Genomic DNA, 23,162 nt, shown 5'->3' with positions numbered 1-23,162 from the left:
ACAGCTAAATTCGACGAAAAGAGGGACACCGTGGACTCCATATTTTCTATTGGCATCCAGTCATTATGGGACGAATTGCGCCACATGCCAGTCGGAGGAGTCTGGTGGATTAATACGGATCGCAATGAAGACGCCATCAGTCTGGTTAACCAAACGATCGCCGCGCAGGATAAGGATTCCCGCGTGGCCGTCATTACAATGGGCGAAGCGCCGAAGAAAATCATCAGACTTGAAAATGATCGGGGGCCAAAGACGGTACGATTGTTTTCCATGCCAGCGGAAACAGATAGTCTATACTTTTTGCCCCGCGATATTCAGTGCTCAATTGATCCGGATCACTATTTACTGATTTTTAAATGCGCAAATAACGCCTTACAAAATATCCCTGCCGAAAAACTGCTGCACTGGTTAGGAAGGATCAATAAATGGGCAAGGAATCAAAATCTCACGCTTTTGATCGTTAACCCTGGCAGTAATAATGACAAGCATTTCTCACTGTTAATGGGTGAATATCGCTCTCTTTTCGGCCTGGCGAGTATCCATGACCAGACTGACAGTTATCTTTACGATATTGCGTTCTGGTGCAATGAAAAAGGAGTCAGTGCGCGACAGCAACTCACTCTCAAACATATCGAAGGCGAATGGCATGTCGCCCGACAGGAAGAAACGGTAGTTCAGCCACGCAGCGATGAAAAGCGTATTCTCAGCCATATTGCGGTATTAGAAGGTGCGCCTGCGCTTTCTGAAAACTGGTCACTGTATGAAACTAATGAAGCCTTATTTAATGAAGCCCGTACAACACAGGCGGCGACCATTGTTTTCTCTCTAATGCAAAATAACCAAATCGAAACGCTGGCGAGACAAATTCACACGTTACGCCGCCAGCGCGGTAGCGCCTTGAAAATTGTGGTGCGTGAAAACAATACCAGCCTGCGTGCGACAGACGAGCGTCTGCTGCTGGGCTGCGGGGCAAATATGGTTATACCGTGGAACGCGCCGCTGTCGCGCTGCCTGACGCTTATCGAAAGCATCCAGGGGCAGCTGTTTAATCGTCATGTTCCGGAAGAGATCGGCCCCCTGCTCTCAATGACGCAACCGATGAAACTGCGTGGCTATCAAAAATGGGACACCTTTTGCGATGCGGTCAGCAATATGATGAGCAATACACTGCTGCCCGCAGACGGAAAAGGCGTCATGGTCGCCCTGCGTCCTGTGCCGGGTATCCGCGTTGAGCAGGCGCTTACATTATGTCGCCCGAATCGTACCGGAGACATTATGACGATTGGCGATAACCGGCTGGTGCTGTTTTTATCCTTCTGCCGGGTGAACGATCTTGATACCGCCCTCAACCATATCTTCCCCCTCCCTACCGGAGATATCTTCTCTAACCGCATGATTTGGTTCGAAGATAGTCTGATTAGCGCAGAACTGGTTCAGATGCGCACGCTGGCACCAGAGCAGTGGGCGAAACCGTTACCCATGACGAGTGATTTCAACCCCATCCTCAATGCGAAGCACGACGGGCATGTCTGGCGTCGGGTTCCCGAGCCACTGCGCTTATTATCAGAGCAGCAGGAGGGCGCATCATTATGAATATCAGCGATATTATTCAACTGGTGGTACTTTGCGCGCTGATTTTTTTCCCGCTCGGCTACTATGCTCGCCATTCACTGCGTCGTATCCGCGATACGGCCAGAGTGCTGTTTGTAAAACCTCGCTACATTAAACCAGCCGGAACACTGACACGCGATCCGAACGTCAAGGCAAACCGAAAACATGACTAATTCTACCTTTACCACTTCGGCACCATCGCCGCTCTGGCAATACTGGCGCGGCCTTTCCGGCTGGAACTTCTACTTTCTGGTGAAGTTTGGTCTGCTGTGGGCGGGCTACCTTAATTTCCACCCGCTCCTCAATCTGGTGTTTATGGCATTCCTGCTGATGCCTGTTCCAAACATCAAACTGCACCGTTTACGCCACTGGATCGCGATTCCGGTTGGCTTTGCCTTATTCTGGCATGACACCTGGCTGCCTGGCCCGGAAAGCATCATGAGCCAGGGTTCGCAGGTCGCGGGCTTCAGTAGCGATTATATCCTTGATTTAGTTGAGCGTTTTATTAACTGGCAGATGATTGGCGCAGTATTTGTGCTGTTGGTAGCCTGGCTCTTCCTGTCTCAGTGGATTCGCATCACGGTGTTTGTCGTCGCTATTATGGTCTGGCTGAATGTGCTGACGCTGGCTGGCCCGAGCTTCTCATTGTGGCCTGCCGGTCAACCGACCACAACGGTCACCACCACGGGAGGATCTGCCGCCGCAACCGTTGCGACTGCGGGTGATACGCCTGTTGTGGGAGATATCCCAACGCAAACCGCACCGCCGACCTCAACGAATCTGAATGCGTGGCTCTCCAGCTTCTACACTGCGGAAGAAAAGCGTCAGACCAAATTCCCGGACGCGTTGCCTGCCGATGCCCAACCGTTTGAGCTGCTGGTCATTAACATCTGCTCCCTCTCCTGGGCGGACGTGGAGGCGGCTGGTTTAATGTCGCACCCACTGTGGGCGCACTTCGATATTCAGTTTAAAGATTTTAACTCGGCCACCTCGTACAGTGGCCCGGCAGCGATTCGCCTGCTGCGTGCGAGCTGTGGTCAGTCTTCGCATAAAAACCTCTACCAGCCAGCAGGAAACCAGTGCTATCTGTTTGATAATCTGTCCCGACTCGGTTTCACGCAGCACCTGATGCTGGGCCATAACGGTCAGTTTGGTAACTTCCTGAAAGAAGTGCGTGAAGAAGGTGGTATGCAGGCACCGCTGATGGACCAGACCGGCCTGCCGGTTACGCTGTTGGGCTTTGACGGCTCTCCTGTCTACGATGATACTGCCGTACTGCAGCGCTGGCTTCAGACCATTGAGAAAGACAGTAACCCGCGCAGCGCGACGTTTTATAACACTCTGCCGCTTCACGACGGTAACCATTATCCTGGTGTGAGCAAAACGGCAGACTACAAAGTGCGCGCGCAGAAGTTCTTTGATGAGCTGGATGCGTTCTTTACCGAGCTGGAAAAATCCGGTCGTAAAGTGATGGTGGTGGTCGTGCCGGAGCACGGCGGTGCGCTGAAAGGCGACAGAATGCAGGTTTCCGGCCTGCGTGATATCCCAAGCCCGTCCATTACCAACGTGCCTGCCGGGATAAAGTTCTTCGGCATGAAGGCTCCACATCAGGGGGCACCAATTGAGATCGAACAGCCAGGCAGTTATCTGGCGATTTCAGAACTGGTTGCCCGCGCGGTAGACGGCAAGCTGTTTGTGGAAGATAGCGTCAACTGGGACCAGCTCACCAGCGGCCTGCCGCAAACGGCAGAGGTATCGGAAAACGCCAATGCAGTCGTGATCCAGTACCAGAACAAACCTTATGTTCGCCTGAACGGCGGCGATTGGGTGCCGTATCCGCAGTAAGAGATTTAAAAAAGGGAGCCAGACTGGCTCCCTTTTTTATTCCGCGCTTCTTAGTGAGATTTCACCGCCCACCCAGGGCTTAATGGTTCCATCCTGCTCCAGAAGTAATGCCCCCTGCGCATCAATGCCGCGGGAAATGCCATAAATTTCTTTATCGCCGATCAGCAGCTTCACCGGTCGATTGATAAAGTTATCCAGTTTTTTCCAGCGAGACAGGAACGGAGCAAGCCCCTCCTGCTCAAAGAGCGTCAGTGAACTGCGCAACTCGTTGATCATACGAACTGCAAGGGTGTTGCGATCAATTGTGATCCCCGCTTCCTGCAAATTAGTCCAGGCCTGATTCACGACATCGTTCTGCACATTACGCATCACCATATTCAGCCCCGCGCCAATAACGATCTGAGCTGCATCACCCGTTTTTCCGGTAAGTTCGACGAGAATACCCGCAAGTTTACGATCGTTCAGGTACAGATCGTTTGGCCATTTAACCCGTACTTTTTCGGCCCCCAGATCCTGCAGCACTTCGGCCATGACAATGCCGATCACCAGACTCAGGCCAACAGCTGCGGCTGGCCCCTGATCGAGACGCCAGTACATGGAAAGATAGAGGTTGGCCCCAAACGGCGAGAACCACTTACGACCACGACGGCCGCGACCAGCCTGCTGATACTCGGCTACGCATGCGTCACCAGACTTCAGTTCGCTCAGACGGTCCAAAAGATACTGGTTAGTCGAATCAATGACCGGCAGGACGGCGACATTGCCATACCCAATCTGACTGCGAATCGTCTCTTCGTTCAGTAACTGAATGGGATCTGGCAGGCTGTACCCTTTTCCTGGCACCGTGAACACATCCACGCCCCAGTCGCGAAGAGTCTGAATATGCTTGTTGATAGCGGCACGACTCATACCCAATTGTTCACCCAATTGCTCGCCAGAATGGAATTCACCATCCGAAAGAATGCCGATCAGGGTTAAGGGGATAGTATTGTCCTTCACGCGATTGCCTCCACGGCATTGACTTCACCCGTGCGGCCAATAAAGCGCACTTCAGGCTCCAGCCAGACGTTGAATTTATCACCCACACGCTGGCGAACATAATGCGCCAGCTTCACAACATCATCGCTGGTCGCATTGTTTTGGTTAATCAGTACCAGTGCCTGCTGGCGATGAACCGCAGCGCCACCCACTGTAGTCCCTTTTAATTCACATTGATCGATAAGCCAACCCGCAGCCAGCTTAACGCAGCCATCCGCCTGAGGGTAATGGGGAGCCGTTGGCCAGCCGGTGAGAAACGCTTTCGCATTTTCGCTGCTGATGACCGGATTTTTGAAGAAGCTACCCGCATTTCCGTTCACTTTTGGATCGGGGAGTTTAGTCATGCGCATATGACAAACGGAATCAAACACTTCGCGTGGAGTAACAGTTGCCGGATCGAGACGGACGAGATCACCGTAGGTGAGGATCGGTTTCCATTGCTTCGCCAGACGCAGGCCGACGGCCACAATGACGTAGCGATCCTGATATTCGTGTTTGAATATACTGTCGCGATAGCCGAAGCGGCACTGCTCAGCGGTTAAACGCTGAGCGTTTCCCGTCGCTAATTCAATGCAGTCAACGTATTCGCAGACGTGTTTCAGTTCGATGCCGTAGGCACCGATATTTTGAATGGGTGACGATCCGGCGCATCCCGGTATCAACGCAAGGTTTTCCAGACCCGGCATCCCTTTTTCGAGGGTGTATTGCACCAGTTGGTGCCAGTTTTCTCCGGCTCCCACGTGCAGATGCCAGCTGTCTGCGCTCTCTTTAACATCAATTCCCATGATGCGGTTGACGATCACGGTCCCCGCAAAATCATCGAGAAACAGGACATTGCTTCCTTCGCCCAGAATCAGTACGGGTTCACCGTTTTCTGTTGCGTTTTGCCATGCGTTCAGCAATTGCTGAGCATTATCGGCACGTACAATTTGATTAGCATTCCGTTGAATACCAAAGGTATTCCAGGGCTTAAGGGAGTGGTTCATAGACGCTATCCTGATGCAAAAACCGGGATAGTTTACCGTATATACGATGGGATAGGTGATTAGTTTATGGAAACGAGGAATGTCCTGAAACGCAAAAAGGCCATCCTTCCGGATGGCCTCTTCACTTAATTGATGCCTGGCAGTTCCCTACTCTCGCATGGGGAGACCCCACACTACCATCGGCGCTACGGCGTTTCACTTCTGAGTTCGGCATGGGGTCAGGTGGGACCACCGCGCTACAGCCGCCAGGCAAATTCTGTTATCTGTATCAGGCTGAAAATATCGTCTCTTCGCCAAAACATCTTCGGCGTTGTAAGGTTAAGCCTCACGGTTCATTAGTATCGGTTAGCTCAACGCATCGCTGCGCTTACACACCCGACCTATCAACGTCGTCGTCTTCAACGTTCCTTCAGGACTCTCAAGGAGTCAGGGAGAACTCATCTCGGGGCAAGTTTCGTGCTTAGATGCTTTCAGCACTTATCTCTTCCGCATTTAGCTACCGGGCAGTGCCATTGGCATGACAACCCGAACACCAGTGATGCGTCCACTCCGGTCCTCTCGTACTAGGAGCAGCCCCCCTCAGTTCTCCAGCGCCCACGGCAGATAGGGACCGAACTGTCTCACGACGTTCTAAACCCAGCTCGCGTACCACTTTAAATGGCGAACAGCCATACCCTTGGGACCTACTTCAGCCCCAGGATGTGATGAGCCGACATCGAGGTGCCAAACACCGCCGTCGATATGAACTCTTGGGCGGTATCAGCCTGTTATCCCCGGAGTACCTTTTATCCGTTGAGCGATGGCCCTTCCATTCAGAACCACCGGATCACTATGACCTGCTTTCGCACCTGCTCGCGCCGTCACGCTCGCAGTCAAGCCAGCTTATGCCATTGCACTAACCTCCTGATGTCCGACCAGGATTAGCTGACCTTCGTGCTCCTCCGTTACTCTTTGGGAGGAGACCGCCCCAGTCAAACTACCCACCAGACACTGTCCGCAACCCGGATTACGGGTCCACGTTAGAACACCAGCCATTAAAGGGTGGTATTTCAAGGGCGGCTCCACGCAGACTGGCGTCCACGCTTCAAAGCCTCCCACCTATCCTACACATCAAGGACCAGTGTTCAGTGTCAAGCTATAGTAAAGGTTCACGGGGTCTTTCCGTCTTGCCGCGGGTACACTGCATCTTCACAGCGAGTTCAATTTCACTGAGTCTCGGGTGGAGACAGCCTGGCCATCATTACGCCATTCGTGCAGGTCGGAACTTACCCGACAAGGAATTTCGCTACCTTAGGACCGTTATAGTTACGGCCGCCGTTTACCGGGGCTTCGATCAAGAGCTTCGCGTTGCCGCTAACCCCATCAATTAACCTTCCGGCACCGGGCAGGCGTCACACCGTATACGTCCACTTTCGTGTTTGCACAGTGCTGTGTTTTTAATAAACAGTTGCAGCCAGCTGGTATCTTCGACTGATTTCAGCTCCACCCGCAGGGGCTTCACCTACATATCAGCGTGCCTTCTCCCGAAGTTACGGCACCATTTTGCCTAGTTCCTTCACCCGAGTTCTCTCAAGCGCCTTGGTATTCTCTACCTGACCACCTGTGTCGGTTTGGGGTACGATTTGATGTTACCTGATGCTTAGAGGCTTTTCCTGGAAGCAGGGCATTTGTCACTTCAGCACCGTAGTGCCTCGTCATCACACCTCAGCGTTAAAAAGGTACCGGATTTACCTGGAACCTCCGCCTACATGCTTAAACCGGGACAACCGTCGCCCGGCCGACATAGCCTTCTCCGTCCCCCCTTCGCAGTAACACCAAGTACAGGAATATTAACCTGTTTCCCATCGACTACGCCTTTCGGCCTCGCCTTAGGGGTCGACTCACCCTGCCCCGATTAACGTTGGACAGGAACCCTTGGTCTTCCGGCGAGCGGGCTTTTCACCCGCTTTATCGTTACTTATGTCAGCATTCGCACTTCTGATACCTCCAGCAACCCTCACAGGCCACCTTCAACGGCTTACAGAACGCTCCCCTACCCAACAACACATAGTGTCGCTGCCGCAGCTTCGGTGCATGGTTTAGCCCCGTTACATCTTCCGCGCAGGCCGACTCGACCAGTGAGCTATTACGCTTTCTTTAAATGATGGCTGCTTCTAAGCCAACATCCTGGCTGTCTGTGCCTTCCCACATCGTTTCCCACTTAACCATGACTTTGGGACCTTAGCTGGCGGTCTGGGTTGTTTCCCTCTTCACGACGGACGTTAGCACCCGCCGTGTGTCTCCCGTGATAACATTCTCCGGTATTCGTAGTTTGCATCGGGTTGGTAAGCCGGGATGGCCCCCTAGCCGAAACAGTGCTCTACCCCCGAAGATGAGTTCACGAGGCGCTACCTAAATAGCTTTCGGGGAGAACCAGCTATCTCCCGGTTTGATTGGCCTTTCACCCCCAGCCACAGGTCATCCGCTAATTTTTCAACATTAGTCGGTTCGGTCCTCCAGTTAGTGTTACCCAACCTTCAACCTGCCCATGGCTAGATCACCGGGTTTCGGGTCTATACCCTGCAACTTAACGCCCAGTTAAGACTCGGTTTCCCTTCGGCTCCCCTATTCGGTTAACCTTGCTACAGAATATAAGTCGCTGACCCATTATACAAAAGGTACGCAGTCACCTAACAAGTAGGCTCCCACTGCTTGTACGTACACGGTTTCAGGTTCTTTTTCACTCCCCTCGCCGGGGTTCTTTTCGCCTTTCCCTCACGGTACTGGTTCACTATCGGTCAGTCAGGAGTATTTAGCCTTGGAGGATGGTCCCCCCATATTCAGACAGGATACCACGTGTCCCGCCCTACTCTTCGAGTTCACAGCATGTGCATTTTCGTGTACGGGACTATCACCCTGTACCGTCGGACTTTCCAGACCGTTCCACTAACACACACGCTGATTCAGACTCCGGGCTGCTCCCCGTTCGCTCGCCGCTACTGGGGGAATCTCGGTTGATTTCTTTTCCTCGGGGTACTTAGATGTTTCAGTTCCCCCGGTTCGCCTCGTTAACCTATGTATTCAGTTAACGATAGTGTGTCGAAACACACTGGGTTTCCCCATTCGGACATCGCCGGGTCAAGGGTTCATATCACCTCGCCGGCGCTTTTCGCAGATTAGCACGTCCTTCATCGCCTCTGACTGCCAGGGCATCCACCGTGTACGCTTAGTCGCTTAACCTCACAACCCGAAGATGTTTCACTTCTGATTGCGAAAATTTGAGAGACTCGAACACACCATTAAGATGTGTCGTTTCAATTTTCAGCTTGATCCAGATTTTTAAAGAGCAAATATCTCAAACGTCACCCGAAGATGAGTTTTGAGATATGGAGGTCGGTGACTTTCACTCACAAACCAGCAAGTGGCGTCCCCTGGGAGGTCTGACCTCATCAGTTAACGCTTGGCGTCCCCTAGGGGATTCGAACCCCTGTTACCGCCGTGAAAGGGCGGTGTCCTGGGCCTCTAGACGAAGGGGACGTACAGTCTCAATCGCAAGACGCCTTGCTGTTTACTTTTCATCAGACAATCTGTGTGAGCACTACAAAGGCAGGTTCTTTAAGGTAAGGAGGTGATCCAACCGCAGGTTCCCCTACGGTTACCTTGTTACGACTTCACCCCAGTCATGAATCACAAAGTGGTAAGCGCCCTCCCGAAGGTTAAGCTACCTACTTCTTTTGCAACCCACTCCCATGGTGTGACGGGCGGTGTGTACAAGGCCCGGGAACGTATTCACCGTGGCATTCTGATCCACGATTACTAGCGATTCCGACTTCATGGAGTCGAGTTGCAGACTCCAATCCGGACTACGACGCACTTTATGAGGTCCGCTTGCCCTCGCGGGGTCGCTTCTCTTTGTATGCGCCATTGTAGCACGTGTGTAGCCCTGGTCGTAAGGGCCATGATGACTTGACGTCATCCCCACCTTCCTCCAGTTTATCACTGGCAGTCTCCTTTGAGTTCCCGGCCGGACCGCTGGCAACAAAGGATAAGGGTTGCGCTCGTTGCGGGACTTAACCCAACATTTCACAACACGAGCTGACGACAGCCATGCAGCACCTGTCTCACGGTTCCCGAAGGCACATTCTCATCTCTGAAAACTTCCGTGGATGTCAAGACCAGGTAAGGTTCTTCGCGTTGCATCGAATTAAACCACATGCTCCACCGCTTGTGCGGGCCCCCGTCAATTCATTTGAGTTTTAACCTTGCGGCCGTACTCCCCAGGCGGTCGACTTAACGCGTTAGCTCCGGAAGCCACGCCTCAAGGGCACAACCTCCAAGTCGACATCGTTTACGGCGTGGACTACCAGGGTATCTAATCCTGTTTGCTCCCCACGCTTTCGCACCTGAGCGTCAGTCTTTGTCCAGGGGGCCGCCTTCGCCACCGGTATTCCTCCAGATCTCTACGCATTTCACCGCTACACCTGGAATTCTACCCCCCTCTACAAGACTCCAGCCTGCCAGTTTCGAATGCAGTTCCCAGGTTGAGCCCGGGGATTTCACATCCGACTTGACAGACCGCCTGCGTGCGCTTTACGCCCAGTAATTCCGATTAACGCTTGCACCCTCCGTATTACCGCGGCTGCTGGCACGGAGTTAGCCGGTGCTTCTTCTGCGGGTAACGTCAATCGACAAGGTTATTAACCTTATCGCCTTCCTCCCCGCTGAAAGTACTTTACAACCCGAAGGCCTTCTTCATACACGCGGCATGGCTGCATCAGGCTTGCGCCCATTGTGCAATATTCCCCACTGCTGCCTCCCGTAGGAGTCTGGACCGTGTCTCAGTTCCAGTGTGGCTGGTCATCCTCTCAGACCAGCTAGGGATCGTCGCCTAGGTGAGCCATTACCCCACCTACCAGCTAATCCCATCTGGGCACATCTGATGGCAAGAGGCCCGAAGGTCCCCCTCTTTGGTCTTGCGACGTTATGCGGTATTAGCTACCGTTTCCAGTAGTTATCCCCCTCCATCAGGCAGTTTCCCAGACATTACTCACCCGTCCGCCGCTCGTCACCCAGGAGCAAGCTCCCTGTGTTACCGCTCGACTTGCATGTGTTAGGCCTGCCGCCAGCGTTCAATCTGAGCCATGATCAAACTCTTCAATTTAAGTTTGATGCTCGTGAATTAAACTTCGTAATGAATTACGTATGTTCACTCAGAGACTTGGTATTCATTTATTGTCCGAAGACATTAAGAATCCATGTCACTTTGAGTGCCCACACAGATTGTCTGATAAATTGTTAAAGAGCAGTGCCGCTTCGCTTTCGCAGCGGCGCGGGGTGTGCATATTACGCTTTCCCGCTTCAGAGTCAAGCGTTTGTTTTCGCTTTTCCCTGCTGACCCGGCGGCGTGTGTGCCGTTGTTCCGTGTCAGTGGAGGCGCATTATAGGGAGTTATTCTGAGGTGACAAGCACAAAATACAAAAAACTTTTCGTTCGCTCACTTTTCAAACTTTACGCTTATTTAAACCGCGAATCGCCGGTTAAATGCGCAATTTCCCGCGCAAAACTGGCCACCTGCGACCAGTCGGTATAAACCACCTCTTTACGTGTATCCGTTTCCCCGCCAGTCATCTTCATAATCAGACGGATCATAAAGCGGTCATACCAGCGATATCGCGGATAACGCAGCGCCCCGGCAAAGACCGCACAAAGTTTTGGCTGCCAGGGAGAGTTCAGCAAAAACTTGCGCGTGTAGCTGTTAGTTTGTGGCGTACGCTTTTCTGCTTTACGGGCAACCAGATTGACCGAGTAGAACGCACTGGGCAGCTTATTGAGCACGTCCTTATGCTTTTTCACAAAACGATCCAGCGCGGGGTGGAAATGTCCATAACGAATAGATGCGCCAATCACCACGCGATCGTATTCCTGCCAGGCTATCAGCTCCGCCCGATTCAGGTTCACCACATCCGAGTAAATGCCCAGTTCTTTTAATTCAGACGCCAGATAAGAGGCAATCTCACGCGTTTGTCCGTCTCGCGTAGAGAAAAGAATAAGTGTTTTCACCGACGACTCCTTACTCGCGCCAGAATGTTGGGGTGAACAGGACCAGTAGCGTAAAGACCTCAAGACGCCCGAACAGCATATTGGCAATCAAGATCCACTTCGCGACCGGGTTCATGCTGGCAAAGTTATCCGCCACCACCCCCAGCCCAGGCCCCAGGTTATTCAGCGTTGCTACAACGGAGGCGAATGCTGAGAAATCATCCACACCTGTCGCAATGATGGCCAGCATGCTGACGATAAAGACCAGCGCATACGCCGAGAAGAAACCCCACACCGCTTCGAGGATACGTTCCGGCAGCGCTCGATTTCCCAGCTTGATGCTGTATACCGCGTTCGGGTGGACCAGGCGTTTCAGCTCGCGATTCCCCTGCTTGAACAAGAGCAGAATACGAATGACCTTCAGGCCCCCGCCCGTTGACCCCGCACAGCCCCCGATAAACGCAGAGCACAGCAGCAGTACCGGCAGGAAGAGCGGCCAGCGCGCAATGCTGTCTGTGGTAAAGCCCGCCGTGGTTGCCATCGACACGACCTGGAAAAAGGCCTGGTTTAGCGTCGTTACCGCCGAGTTATAGACATCATGGAACCACAGCACCAGCGTACAGATAACTACCAGCGTCAACTGGACGCCAATAAACATGCGAAACTCCGGATCGCGCCAGTACACCTTCAGGCTGCGCCCGCTCAGTAAAGAGAAGTGCAGGCCGTAGTTACAGCCGGAGATCAGCAGGAAAATAGCAATAATGGTGTTAATTGTCGGGCTGTCGAAATAGCCCACGCTGGCATCGTGCGTGGAAAATCCACCAATGGCGATAGTCGCAAAGCTGTGCCCGATGGCATCGAAAGCGGGCATTCCGGCAAACCACAGCGCCAGCGCGCAGGCCACCGTCAGCAACACATAGATCAGCCACAGCGTTTTCGCCGTTTCAGCAATACGCGGGCGCATCTTGTTATCTTTTAGCGGGCCAGGCATTTCAGCGCGATAGAGCTGCATCCCACCGACGCCCAGAATAGGGAGGATAGCCACGGCCAGGACGATGATCCCCATCCCGCCGAACCATTGCAGCATCTGGCGATAAAAGAGAATGGCGTGCGGTAGCGAATCCAGCCCCACCAGCGTTGTCGCTCCGGTGGTGGTTAAACCAGAGAAGGACTCAAAGAATGCATCGGTAATACTCAGATTGGGCTGTTCAGAGAAGATAAAGGGCAGCGAACCGACGCTTCCCAGCACCGTCCAGAACAGCACCACAATCAGAAACCCTTCGCGAGATTTCAACTCCCCCTTTTCCCTGCGGTTAGGCCACCACAGCAGCGAGCCAATCGCCAGCGCGACAAAAAACGTCTGGGTAAACGCGCGCCCCGCACCGTCCCGGTAGATAAGTGCCACCAGTCCAGGGAGAATCATCGTCCCGGAAAAGAGTATGACCAGCAGTCCAACGATTCGGGTAATGGCACGAAAATGCATCTCTGCCGCTTCCTTTGGTATTCAAAAGTGAGGTGGGGATTATTCTTCAATCGGCAGCAATTGCAACGAGCCGCGACTAAAATCAGCCAGTTTTGCTGAAAAAGCAGCCAGTTCCGCCTGAGGAAGCGCCACGCGTAATTGCACCATTGCCTCATATTCACTGTGTGCAATCACACCGTTAAATTGCTTAAGCAGCGTTTCTATACCCGAGAGCTGGGCGTAATCGCATAACAAAGTATATTCGGTAAGTGGCGTTTTGCGGGTTGTTATCAGCAGATTAAGTGCCTGCTGGACACCGCCACCGTAGGCTTTAACCAGCCCTCCTGTGCCTAACAAAATACCGCCATAATAGCGAACCACTACGGCGGTTATCTCGCCCACGCCGCTGCCCATCAGTTGAGAGAGCATGGGTTTACCGGCCGTGCCTGCCGGTTCACCGTCATCGGAAAACCCCAGCTGTTGTGAATCGTCCGGTGGCCCTGCCACCCACGCCACGCAGTGGTGACGGGCGTCAGGATGCTCAGCCCGGACGGACTCGACAAACACCTTTGCCGCCTCTACGCCATCGGTATGTGCCAACAGCGTAATAAAGCGGCTTTTCTTGATTTCCTCAACAAAGGTGACCGGTTCAGCCGGTATCAGCCAGCTATCCATCAGGCCAGCTTCAGGTCTCGCGTCATGTTCTCGATACCGTTTTCGTGAACCACCACGTTATCTTCGATGCGAATGCCGCCAAACGGCTTCAGCGCGTCAATTTTTTCCCAGTTGAAGTGCTTACTGAACTGCCCTTCACGCCATGGCGCTAACAGCGATTCAATAAAGTAGATCCCCGGTTCAATCGTCAGCACCATGCGCGGCGCAAGAATACGGGTGCAGCGCAGGTAAGGATATTTAGACGGTGCCGCCAGGTGCGTACCGGTATCATCCTGCATGAAGCCTGCAACGTCGTGAACCTGCAGACCCAGCGGGTGGCCAATACCGTGAGGCATAAATGGCCCGGTCAGATCGTTCTCCACCATCGCCTCTTCGCTCATGTCTTTCACAATCTGATGCTTACGCAGCAGTTTCGCGATGCGCTGATGGAACTGAATATGGTAATCCACATAGCTGGTGCCCGCTTTCATGGTGCTGATAAGCGCCAGTTGCTCATCGTTCACGTCTTTAATCAGGTGTGCAAAATCGGTGTCGCCATTCGCCGCCCAGGTACGGGTCAGGTCTGCCGCGTAGCCGTTGTACTCTGCACCGGCGTCCAGCAGGAAGCTGCGCATTTCGGACGGAACCTGGTGATCCAGTCTGGTGTAGTGCAGAACAGATGCGTGTTCATTGAGCGCAACGATGTTGCTGTAAGGCACGTCGGTATCACGATGACCGGTGGCAGTCAGGTAGGCCTGGTTAATATCGAACTCGCTCATGCCGGACAGGAACGCTTCGTGCGCCGCGCGGTGGCCGGTAACAGCCGTTTTTTGCGCTTCACGCATGCAGTAAAGTTCGTAGTCGGTCTTATACGCGCGATAGTAATGCAGATAATCCAGCACCCCTTTCGGGTTGAGTTTGTCCGCCGGAATATCCAGACCCAGCGCACGCTCCGCCACCGGGCCAATATAGGCGATGTTACCGCGCGCAGCAGGCAGCTGGCTGCCAATGCCGTCGGCTTTTGGTAATGCAATGACGTCCACTTCTTCCGTCCAGAAGCTGGTTGGCAGCGGTTCCACGTTGTGCCAGTAATCCACCGGCAGATAGAACCACAGTTTCGGCTTATTCACGCCATCCACCAGCAGCCAGCAATTGGGAACCTGTGTTACCGGCACCCAGGCTTTAAACTGCGGGTTGACCTTGAAGGGATAGGCATGGTCATCAAGAAATGTATTCATCAGCTCGCCGGAGTGGATCAGCAGAGCATCCAGTTTAAAGCGCGCCAGTACATCGCGGGTACGTTCCTGTAGGGTAACGATATGATTTTTATAGAGCGAAGCCAGTGAGTCCATCATTCTTCCTTTCGTTTTTTTGACCTCAAGTCCTCGCATCTTAGCACACCTGACTCCGGCTGCGTGATTTCCACCGACCGTGATCAATGCAGCAATTTCTTAATGAGTAATTTGCATTTTATTAACATAAATTCCACACTCCGTCTCATCTGGTATGACCAGATCCACTTGCTGGATTCAGGAGACTGACATGCTCTACAAAGGCGACACCCTGTACGTAGACTGGCTGGAAGATGGCATCGCCGAACTGGTGTTCGATGCCCCCGGCTCAGTGAATAAGCTCGATACCGCGACGGTGGCCAGTCTTGGCCAGGCGCTGGATGTACTTGAAAAGCAATCTGATTTAAAAGGGTTGCTGCTGCGCTCCAACAAAGCAGCCTTTATTGTCGGTGCCGATATCACCGAATTCCTCTCGCTGTTCCTGGTGCCTGAAGAACAACTGAGCCAGTGGCTGCATTTTGCCAATAGCGTCTTTAATCGCCTGGAAGATTTGCCCGTTCCTACGATCTCCGCCGTTAATGGCTACGCGCTGGGCGGCGGCTGCGAGTGTGTGCTGGCAACCGACTACCGACTGGCGACGCCAGACCTGCGCATTGGCCTGCCGGAAACGAAGCTAGGCATCATGCCGGGCTTTGGTGGCTCTGTGCGTATGCCGCGCATGCTGGGTGCCGATAGCGCACTGGAGATCATCGCTGCCGGTAAAGATGTCGGCGCGGAACAGGCGCAAAAAATCGGCCTGGTGGACGGCGTGGTTAAGCCAGAAAAACTGATTGAAGGCTCCATCGCCATCCTGCGTCAGGCCATTAACGGCGATCTCGACTGGAAAGCCAAACGTCAGCCGAAGCTGGAGCCGTTAAAGCTCAGCAAAATTGAAGCCACTATGAGTTTCACCATCGCCAAAGGCATGGTGATGCAGACGGCGGGTAAACACTACCCGGCCCCAATCACGGCGGTGAAAACCATTGAAGCGGCGGCTCGTCTGGGCAGGGATGAAGCCCTGAAACTCGAAAACCAGAGCTTTGTGCCGCTGGCGCACACCAACGAAGCCCGTGCGCTGGTCGGTATCTTCCTTAACGATCAGTTCGTGAAAGGCAAAGCCAAACAGCTGACCAAAAACGTTGAAACGCCAAAACACGCAGCGGTACTCGGCGCTGGCATTATGGGCGGCGGAATCGCTTACCAGTCGGCCTGGAAAGGCGTGCCGGTGGTGATGAAAGATATCAGCGATAAATCCCTGACGCTGGGCATGACCGAAGCGGCCAAACTGCTGAATAAACAACTGGAGCGCGGCAAGATTGATGGGCTGAAACTTGCAGGCGTGATCGCCACTATCCAGCCGACGCTGGAATACAGCGGTTTTGACCGTGTGGACGTGGTGGTTGAGGCCGTCGTCGAAAACCCGAAAGTCAAAAAAGCGGTACTGGCGGAAACCGAAGACAAGGTTCGCCCTGATACCGTGCTGGCGTCTAACACCTCCACTATTCCGATTAGCGAGCTAGCGAGCGTGCTGAAGCGCCCGGAAAACTTCTGCGGGATGCACTTCTTCAACCCGGTACACCGCATGCCGCTGGTCGAAGTGATCCGTGGTGAAAAAACGTCTGACGAAACCATTGCGAAGGTGGTGGCGTGGGCCAGCAAAATGGGCAAAACGCCGATTGTGGTGAACGACTGCCCTGGCTTCTTTGTTAATCGCGTGCTGTTCCCCTACTTTGCCGGTTTCAGCCAGTTGCTGCGCGACGGCGCAGATTTCCGCAAAATCGACAAAGTGATGGAAAAACAGTTCGGCTGGCCGATGGGCCCGGCGTATCTGCTGGACGTCGTCGGCATCGACACTGCCCATCACGCGCAGGCGGTGATGGCGGCAGGCTTCCCGCAGCGTATGCAGAAAGATTATCGCGACGCGATTGACGCGCTGTTCGACGCCAACCGCTTCGGGCAGAAAAACGGTCTGGGCTTCTGGCGCTATAAAGAAGACAGCAAAGGCAAACCGAAGAAAGAAGAAGATCCGGCGGTGGATGGCCTGCTGGCCGACGTATGCCCGCCAAAACGCGACTTCACCGACGACGAGATCATCGCCCGCATGATGATTCCAATGATCAACGAAGTGGTGCGTTGCCTGGAAGAAGGCATCATCGCCAGCCCGGCAGAAGCCGACATGGCGCTGGTCTACGGCCTCGGTTTCCCTCCGTTCCACGGCGGCGCGTTCCGCTGGCTGGATACGCTCGGCAGTGCCCGCTATCTCGATATGGCTCAGCAATACCAGCACCTCGGCCCGCTGTATGAAGTGCCGGAAGGTCTGCGTAACAAAGCGCGCCATAACGAACCCTATTATCCAGCAGTGGAGCCAGCCCGTCCGGTTGGCGAGCTGAAAACGGCTTAAGGAGTCACAATGGAAAAGGTTGTCATTGTTGATGCAATTCGCACCCCGATGGGCCGTTCAAAGGGCGGTGCTTTCCGGAACGTGCGTGCGGAAGATCTCTCCGCGCACCTGATGCGTAGCCTGCTGGCGCGTAACCCGGCGCTGGACCCCGCTGCGCTCGACGATATCTACTGGGGCTGCGTGCAGCAGACCCTGGAGCAAGGCTTCAACATCGCCCGCAACGCCTCGCTGCTGGCGGAAATCCCACATTCCGTTCCGGCCGTCACCGTTAACCGTCTGTGTGGTTCGTCAATGCAGGCGCTGCACGACGCGGCACGCATGATCATGACCGGTGATGCGCAGGCATGCCTGGTGGGTGGCGTAGAGCATATGGGCCATGTTCCCATGAGCCACGGCGTGGATTTTCATCCAGGCATGAGCCGTAACGTGGCGAAAGCTGCGGGCATGATGGGGCTGACCGCCGAAATGCTCTCCCGCCTTCACGGTATTAGCCGTGAAATGCAGGATGCATTCGCCGCACGTTCACACGCTCGCGCCTGGGCTGCCACGCAGTCCGGTGCGTTTAAGAATGAGATCATCCCAACCGGTGGCCACGATGCTGACGGCGTACTGAAGCAGTTCAACTACGACGAAGTGATCCGCCCGGAAACGACCGTTGAAGCCCTCTCCACGCTGCGTCCGGCCTTTGATCCGGTGACCGGTACGGTGACGGCGGGCACCTCGTCTGCGCTGTCTGACGGTGCAGCCGCGATGCTGGTGATGAGCGAAAGCCGTGCCCGTGAGCTGGGCCTGACGCCGCGCGCCCGCGTGCGTTCGATGGCCGTCGTCGGCTGCGATCCTTCAATCATGGGCTACGGCCCGGTTCCGGCCTCGAAGCTGGCGCTGAAAAAAGCGGGATTAACCGCCAGCGATATCGATCTGTTTGAGATGAACGAAGCGTTCGCCGCGCAGATCCTGCCATGCATTAAAGATCTGGGGCTGATGGAGCAGATCGACGAGAAGATTAACCTCAACGGCGGCGCGATCGCGCTGGGTCACCCGCTGGGCTGCTCCGGTGCACGTATCAGCACCACGCTGCTCAACCTGATGGAACGCAAAGATGCCCAGTTTGGTCTGGCGACGATGTGTATCGGGCTGGGTCAGGGTATCGCGACGGTGTTTGAGAGAGTGTAAGGCTATAACGTAGGCCCGATAAGCATCGCACCATCGGGCTTTTGCCGGGAGGCGCTACGCTTTCCCGGCCTACGAGAGGTATCTCACCGCTGTTGGCGAAGAGAGACAGTTTAGTTGCCGTTCTTCCCGCCTGTCAGGGGCGGGTTTTTTATTTAAATGAACGCAAACGCATCACCGAACAGACGATCTTCACGTGCACCACGTTCGTTACAGAACAGGTCGCGGGCAATTTTCGCCATCTCAAAACGACCCGCGATGTAGATGTCGTGTTCTGCCAGCGTACCGTAATCCTGCAATACTGCCGTCAGCACCGTTCCGCTACGCCCGCGCCAGCCCTCTTCCGGCTGCTCGACAACCGGCTCAACGCGCAGGTGAGGATGATTCACGCTCAGTGCTTCCAGCTCAGACAGATCGTAAAGATGTTTCTCTTCGCGGCCGCCCCAGTAGATGGTGATATCACGATTAGGGTTACGCGCCAGTGCAGTCAACAAAATGGAGCGCACATAGGAGAAACCTGTACCACCGGCAATCAGGATCAGCGGACGGTCCTCGTCTTCACGCAGCCAGGCTTCGCCGTGCGGAATATCCACCACGATTTCACGTTCTTTCAGAATGCGGTCCATCACGGCCATCGCGTACAGGTTAAGCTCAGACGCACCGATATGAAGCTCAATAAATTCCTGCTCTGCGGGCGTGGAAGCCATCGAGAAAGGACGCTTATCACGCTCATCCATCACGACCATCAGGTACTGACCAGCGCGGAAAGAGAATGCCGCTTCAGGCACTAAACGGACGCGATATACGGTGTCGGTAATAGCATCTACCGAGGTCACTTTACAGCTTAAGGTTGTCATTCGCTCTCTCTGTCGGGAAGTCTATAGGGCTTAACGGTCAGCTTCAGATTTACCGTTACTCATTATGGCCAGTTCGTCCCAGATCGCGTCAATTCGCGCGGTCACGGCAGGATCTTTTCTGATCGGGCGACCCCATTCACGCTCGGTTTCGCCGGGCCATTTATTCGTGGCATCCAGTCCCATTTTTGAGCCAAGACCGGAAACCGGCGAGGCAAAATCCAGATAATCTATCGGTGTGTTTTCCACTAACACCGTATCACGCGCGGGGTCCATACGCGTGGTAATGGCCCAGATAACGTCATTCCAGTCGCGGGCGTTGACGTCATCATCGCAGACGATAACAAATTTTGTATACATAAACTGACGCAGGAAAGACCATACGCCCATCATCACGCGTTTAGCGTGACCGGCATACTGCTTCTTCATCGTCACGACTGCCAGACGATAGGAACACCCTTCCGGCGGCAGATAGAAATCAACGATTTCCGGGAACTGCTTTTGCAGAATGGGCACGAACACTTCGTTCAGCGCCACGCCCAGTACCGCCGGTTCATCCGGTGGACGCCCCGTGTACGTCGAGTGGTAGATCGCATCTTCACGTTGCGTAATGTGCGTCACGGTGAACACCGGGAAGTGATCAACTTCGTTGTAATAACCTGTGTGGTCGCCGTATGGTCCTTCCGGTGCCAGCTCACCCTGCTCAATATACCCTTCCAGCACAATCTCAGCGCTGGCCGGTACTTCCAGGTCATTAGAAATACATTTCACAACTTCGGTTTTGGTGCCGCGCAGCAGGCCCGCAAACGCATATTCAGAGAGCGTATCGGGGACAGGCGTGACGGCTCCCAGAATCGTGGCCGGGTCAGCACCCAGCGCCACGGATACCGGAAAACGCTCGCCCGGATGTGCCGCACACCACTCCTGGAAATCCAGCGCGCCGCCGCGATGGGACAACCAGCGCATGATGAGCTTGTTTTTGCCAATCAGTTGCTGACGGTAAATTCCGAGGTTTTGCCGCTCTTTGTGTGGGCCACGCGTAACGGTCAGCCCCCAGGTAATGAGCGGTGCGGCATCTTCAGGCCAGCATTGCATAATCGGGATACGGGTCAGGTCAACCGCATCACCTTCCAGCACTTTTTGCTGGCACGGCGCACCGCGCAGGCGTTTGGTTGGCATGTTCAGCACCTGCTTAAACTGCGGCAGTTTGTCGAACAGATCGCGGAAGCCTTTTGGCGGCTCCGGCTCTTTCAAAAAGGCCAGCAACTTACCCACTTCACGCAACGCCGTGACATCTTCTTGCCCCATACCGAGCGCCACGCGCTTAGGCGTACCAAACAGGTTGCACAGCACTGGCATAGAGTAGCCTTTCGGGTTTTCAAACAGCAGAGCAGGGCCACCGGCACGCAGAGTGCGGTCAGCAATTTCTGTCATTTCCAGATAAGGATCAACAGGGAGCGTAATGCGTTTGAGTTCGCCCTGCTTTTCCAGCAGCGCCAGGAAGTCGCGTAGATCGTGGTATTTCATGCAGTTAGTCATGGCCTCTCTGTAAGCGCTTCATTATACGGCGTAAGCCAGCGTGATGCTGTAATTTTGTTAAATTAGCGTGAACTTCCGCTACTTACTCCCTTTCAGGCCATTATAATCACCTTAGCGATCCCGCCAGGGTTTTGATATGCTTGCGCCCCGAACTAAGGGAAAGAGTGATTATGCAGGCCTGGTATTTACTGTATTGCAAACGCGGGCAACTTCAGCGCGCGCAGGAACATCTTGAACGTCAGTCGGTAAACTGCCTGACGCCCGTGATCACGCTTGAAAAAATGCAGCGTGGGAAACGCGCAACGGTCAGTGAACCTCTGTTTCCGAACTATCTGTTCGTTGAATTTGACCCGGAAGTGATCCACACCACAACCATTAGCGCCACGCGCGGCGTCAGCCATTTTGTGCGTTTTGGTGCCCATCCGGCAATGGTGCCTTCATCGGTTATTCACCAGCTTTCTGTCTATCAACAGCCTGAAGGCATCACCGACCCTGAGACCCCTTACGCGGGTGACAGCGTGGTGATCACCGAAGGTGCTTTTGAAGGATTACAGGCTATCTTTTCTGAGCCGGATGGCGAAGCACGCTCCATGCTGCTCCTCAATCTGTTGAACAAGCAGGTGTTACAGAGCGTTAAAAACACCGACTTCCGCAAAGTTTAAAACTGCACCCCGAACACGCGGCGCACATTGTCATCCGTCTGCGCCGCCAGCCACTGCGGATCGTCCCCGCGCCAGTGCGCGACGCTCTCAACAATATGCCCCAGATAAGCCGGTTCGTTACGCCGCGAAGCTGGTTTTGGTTTCATATCGCGCGGGAGAAGATACGGTGCATCCGTTTCAACCAGCAGGCGGTCGGCCGGGATCACAGGCAGCAACTCACGAAGCTCTAATCCGCGGCGCTCATCGCAGACCCAACCCGTAATGCCCAGATAAAGACCGCGATTAAGGCAATCAAGCGCCTCCTGACGAGAACCGGTAAAGCAGTGCAGTACTGCGCCCGGCAGTTTGTCCAGCCACGGCTCCAGGAGTGCGAGAAAACGCTCATGCGCGTCGCGACAGTGCATAAACACCGGCATCCCAAGCTCTGCGGCCAGCGCAAGCTGTGCGGTGAATGCCTTTTCCTGCTCCTCCGGTGTAGAGAAGTTACGGTTAAAATCGAGCCCACACTCGCCAATGGCAACCACCTCTGGCGTTTTAGCAAGTTTATGGAGCGACTCTGCGCTGTTATTTGTCCACTGGCTACTGTCATGAGGGTGGACGCCTGCAGTAGACCAACAGTGTGCGTAGCGTTGTGCCAGTAGCTGCGCCTGCTCACTTTCATGAAGATTAGTCCCCGTCAGCAAAAGCCCTTTCACACCGGCGGTAAAGGCGCGCGCAACCACCTCATCGCGATCTTTCGCAAACTGCGAGCTGGTCAGGTTAAGCCCAATATCAAACATGCTAATCCCCATATAACAACCGCCCTGACGGGCGGCTGGTTTTATTCTTCTGTGGTCTTTTCAGGTTCGTCGTCTTCGTCGTCCTGTGGACGTCGCTTGCCTACATAGAAGCGCGAGAAGAACACGCCAACTTCAAACAGGCAGTACATCGGTATTGCCAGTAAAGTCTGCGAGAAAACATCCGGTGGCGTCAGCAACATACCAACAACAAACGCGCCCACCAGGATATACGGACGTTTTTTTCGCAGATCTTCTGGCGTGGTTACGCCCACCCAGCAGAGCAGAACAATCGCGACCGGCACTTCAAACGCCACGCCAAAGGCCATAAACAGTGCCATGACGAAACTGAGGTAACTGGCGATGTCCGTCGACACCTGAACGCCTTCCGGCGCGGTATGCGTCAGGAAGCCAAAGGCCAGCGGGAAGACCACGAAATAGGCGAACGCCATACCGATATAGAACAGCAGCGAGCTGGATACCAGCAGCGGGATCACCAGTTTACGTTCATGCTTGTACAGTGCCGGGGCCACAAACGCCCAGACCTGGTACAAAATGACCGGCGCAGACGCAATCAACGAAACCCAAAACGTCAGCTTGATCGGGGTGAAAAACGGCGAGGCAACGTCCGTTGCAATCATCGTTGCACCCAACGGCATCTGCTTAATCAGCGGCGCAGAAACCACCTGGTAGATATCGTTGGCGAAATAAACCAGGCATAAGAAAATTAGGCAAACCGCAATAATGCAGTTTAACAGGCGCTTACGCAGCTCAATAAGGTGCGTAATGAGCGGTTGAGTATCATCTACTGCCAT

General features: G+C 54.1%; 16 protein-coding genes, 1 tRNA gene and 3 rRNA genes. 6 read left to right on the top strand and 14 right to left on the bottom strand.

All coding sequences use genetic code 11. The annotated features are described in order from the left end of the window. Positions 1-30: 30 nt before the first annotated feature. From bcsE to bcsG, 3 genes are read left to right on the top strand one after another with little or no spacing between them, the layout of a single operon-like run. Positions 31-1,593: a cellulose biosynthesis c-di-GMP-binding protein BcsE gene (gene bcsE, locus ABGB15_RS01260; RefSeq protein WP_215723545.1), complete on the top strand. Its 1,563-nt coding sequence runs from the start codon at positions 31-33 to the stop codon at positions 1,591-1,593. Beyond that, the gene (gene bcsF, locus ABGB15_RS01255) at positions 1,590-1,784 is read left to right on the top strand and encodes a cellulose biosynthesis protein BcsF (protein WP_152082635.1); all 195 of its coding nucleotides are present in this window, start codon (positions 1,590-1,592) and stop codon (positions 1,782-1,784) included. Before bcsE ends, bcsF begins: the two co-directional genes overlap by 4 nt. Then, positions 1,777-3,456: a cellulose biosynthesis protein BcsG gene (gene bcsG, locus ABGB15_RS01250; protein WP_215723546.1), complete on the top strand. Its 1,680-nt coding sequence runs from the start codon at positions 1,777-1,779 to the stop codon at positions 3,454-3,456. The genes bcsF and bcsG overlap by 8 nt, the downstream gene beginning before the upstream one ends. A 36-nt stretch (positions 3,457-3,492) precedes the next feature. On the opposite strand, the gene birA is transcribed toward bcsG, so the two are convergent. The 10 genes from birA to pepQ form a co-directional block, all read right to left on the bottom strand. After that, the gene (gene birA, locus ABGB15_RS01245) at positions 3,493-4,455 is read right to left on the bottom strand and encodes a bifunctional biotin--[acetyl-CoA-carboxylase] ligase/biotin operon repressor BirA (protein WP_152082637.1); all 963 of its coding nucleotides are present in this window, start codon (positions 4,453-4,455) and stop codon (positions 3,493-3,495) included. Further along, entirely contained in the window at positions 4,452-5,480 is a 1,029-nt protein-coding gene (murB, locus tag ABGB15_RS01240) for a UDP-N-acetylmuramate dehydrogenase (RefSeq protein ID WP_215723547.1), read from the bottom strand. Before murB ends, birA begins: the two co-directional genes overlap by 4 nt. 134 nt (positions 5,481-5,614) lie before the next feature. Further along, a 5S ribosomal RNA gene (rrf, locus tag ABGB15_RS01235) occupies positions 5,615-5,730 on the bottom strand. Positions 5,731-5,794: 64 nt separating this feature from the next. Further along, positions 5,795-8,699 (bottom strand): 23S ribosomal RNA (locus ABGB15_RS01230). 221 nt (positions 8,700-8,920) lie between these two features. Continuing rightward, positions 8,921-8,996: transfer RNA gene (locus ABGB15_RS01225), tRNA-Glu, on the bottom strand. Positions 8,997-9,080: 84 nt separating this feature from the next. Continuing rightward, a 16S ribosomal RNA gene (locus ABGB15_RS01220) occupies positions 9,081-10,620 on the bottom strand. The 16S, 23S and 5S rRNA genes sit together here with 1 tRNA gene alongside, the layout of an rRNA operon. A gap of 353 nt (positions 10,621-10,973) precedes the next feature. Next, positions 10,974-11,519, bottom strand: coding sequence for a menaquinone-dependent protoporphyrinogen IX dehydrogenase (gene hemG, locus ABGB15_RS01215; RefSeq protein WP_215723858.1), 546 nt, complete (start codon positions 11,517-11,519; stop codon positions 10,974-10,976). Between the two features lie 10 nt (positions 11,520-11,529). Then, positions 11,530-12,981: a Trk system potassium transporter TrkH gene (trkH, locus tag ABGB15_RS01210; RefSeq protein WP_152082640.1), complete on the bottom strand. Its 1,452-nt coding sequence runs from the start codon at positions 12,979-12,981 to the stop codon at positions 11,530-11,532. Between the two features lie 39 nt (positions 12,982-13,020). Next, positions 13,021-13,635, bottom strand: coding sequence for an IMPACT family protein (locus ABGB15_RS01205; RefSeq protein ID WP_215723859.1), 615 nt, complete (start codon positions 13,633-13,635; stop codon positions 13,021-13,023). Continuing rightward, a complete protein-coding gene (gene pepQ / locus ABGB15_RS01200; protein ID WP_215723879.1) occupies positions 13,635-14,966 on the bottom strand; it encodes a Xaa-Pro dipeptidase in 1,332 nt (443 codons plus the stop codon). Before pepQ ends, ABGB15_RS01205 begins: the two co-directional genes overlap by 1 nt. A 190-nt stretch (positions 14,967-15,156) precedes the next feature. Here pepQ and fadB point away from each other — a divergent pair, with 190 nt between their 5' ends. Next, entirely contained in the window at positions 15,157-17,346 is a 2,190-nt protein-coding gene (gene fadB, locus ABGB15_RS01195) for a fatty acid oxidation complex subunit alpha FadB (RefSeq protein WP_215723860.1), read from the top strand. A 9-nt stretch (positions 17,347-17,355) separates the two neighbouring features. Beyond that, positions 17,356-18,519 (top strand): acetyl-CoA C-acyltransferase FadA, encoded by a 1,164-nt coding sequence (gene fadA / locus ABGB15_RS01190; RefSeq protein WP_152082643.1) that lies wholly within the window; start codon positions 17,356-17,358, stop codon positions 18,517-18,519. Positions 18,520-18,671: 152 nt separating this feature from the next. On the opposite strand, the gene fre is transcribed toward fadA, so the two are convergent. Together fre and ubiD are read right to left on the bottom strand one after the other, a co-directional pair. Continuing rightward, on the bottom strand, positions 18,672-19,373 hold the full coding sequence (fre, locus tag ABGB15_RS01185; RefSeq protein ID WP_152082644.1) for an NAD(P)H-flavin reductase: 702 nt from the start codon (positions 19,371-19,373) through the stop codon (positions 18,672-18,674). A 30-nt stretch (positions 19,374-19,403) separates the two neighbouring features. Further along, positions 19,404-20,909 (bottom strand): 4-hydroxy-3-polyprenylbenzoate decarboxylase, encoded by a 1,506-nt coding sequence (ubiD, locus tag ABGB15_RS01180; RefSeq protein ID WP_152082645.1) that lies wholly within the window; start codon positions 20,907-20,909, stop codon positions 19,404-19,406. 170 nt (positions 20,910-21,079) lie between these two features. Here ubiD and rfaH point away from each other — a divergent pair, with 170 nt between their 5' ends. Further along, positions 21,080-21,571 (top strand): transcription/translation regulatory transformer protein RfaH, encoded by a 492-nt coding sequence (rfaH, locus tag ABGB15_RS01175; protein ID WP_215723862.1) that lies wholly within the window; start codon positions 21,080-21,082, stop codon positions 21,569-21,571. Here the strand turns inward: rfaH and tatD are convergent. Together tatD and tatC are read right to left on the bottom strand one after the other, a co-directional pair. Beyond that, a complete protein-coding gene (gene tatD, locus ABGB15_RS01170) occupies positions 21,568-22,350 on the bottom strand; it encodes a 3'-5' ssDNA/RNA exonuclease TatD (protein ID WP_215723863.1) in 783 nt (260 codons plus the stop codon). The genes rfaH and tatD overlap by 4 nt on opposite strands. A 41-nt stretch (positions 22,351-22,391) precedes the next feature. Further along, positions 22,392-23,162, bottom strand: coding sequence for a Sec-independent protein translocase subunit TatC (tatC, locus tag ABGB15_RS01165; RefSeq protein WP_152082648.1), 771 nt, complete (start codon positions 23,160-23,162; stop codon positions 22,392-22,394).

The sequence above is a fragment of the Enterobacter sp. MALB-1 genome (assembly GCF_041021625.1).
GTDB lineage: Bacteria > Pseudomonadota > Gammaproteobacteria > Enterobacterales > Enterobacteriaceae > Enterobacter > Enterobacter oligotrophicus.
The sequence above is the reverse complement of the archived record's forward strand: the minus strand, read 5'-3'. Positions and strand labels throughout refer to the sequence as shown.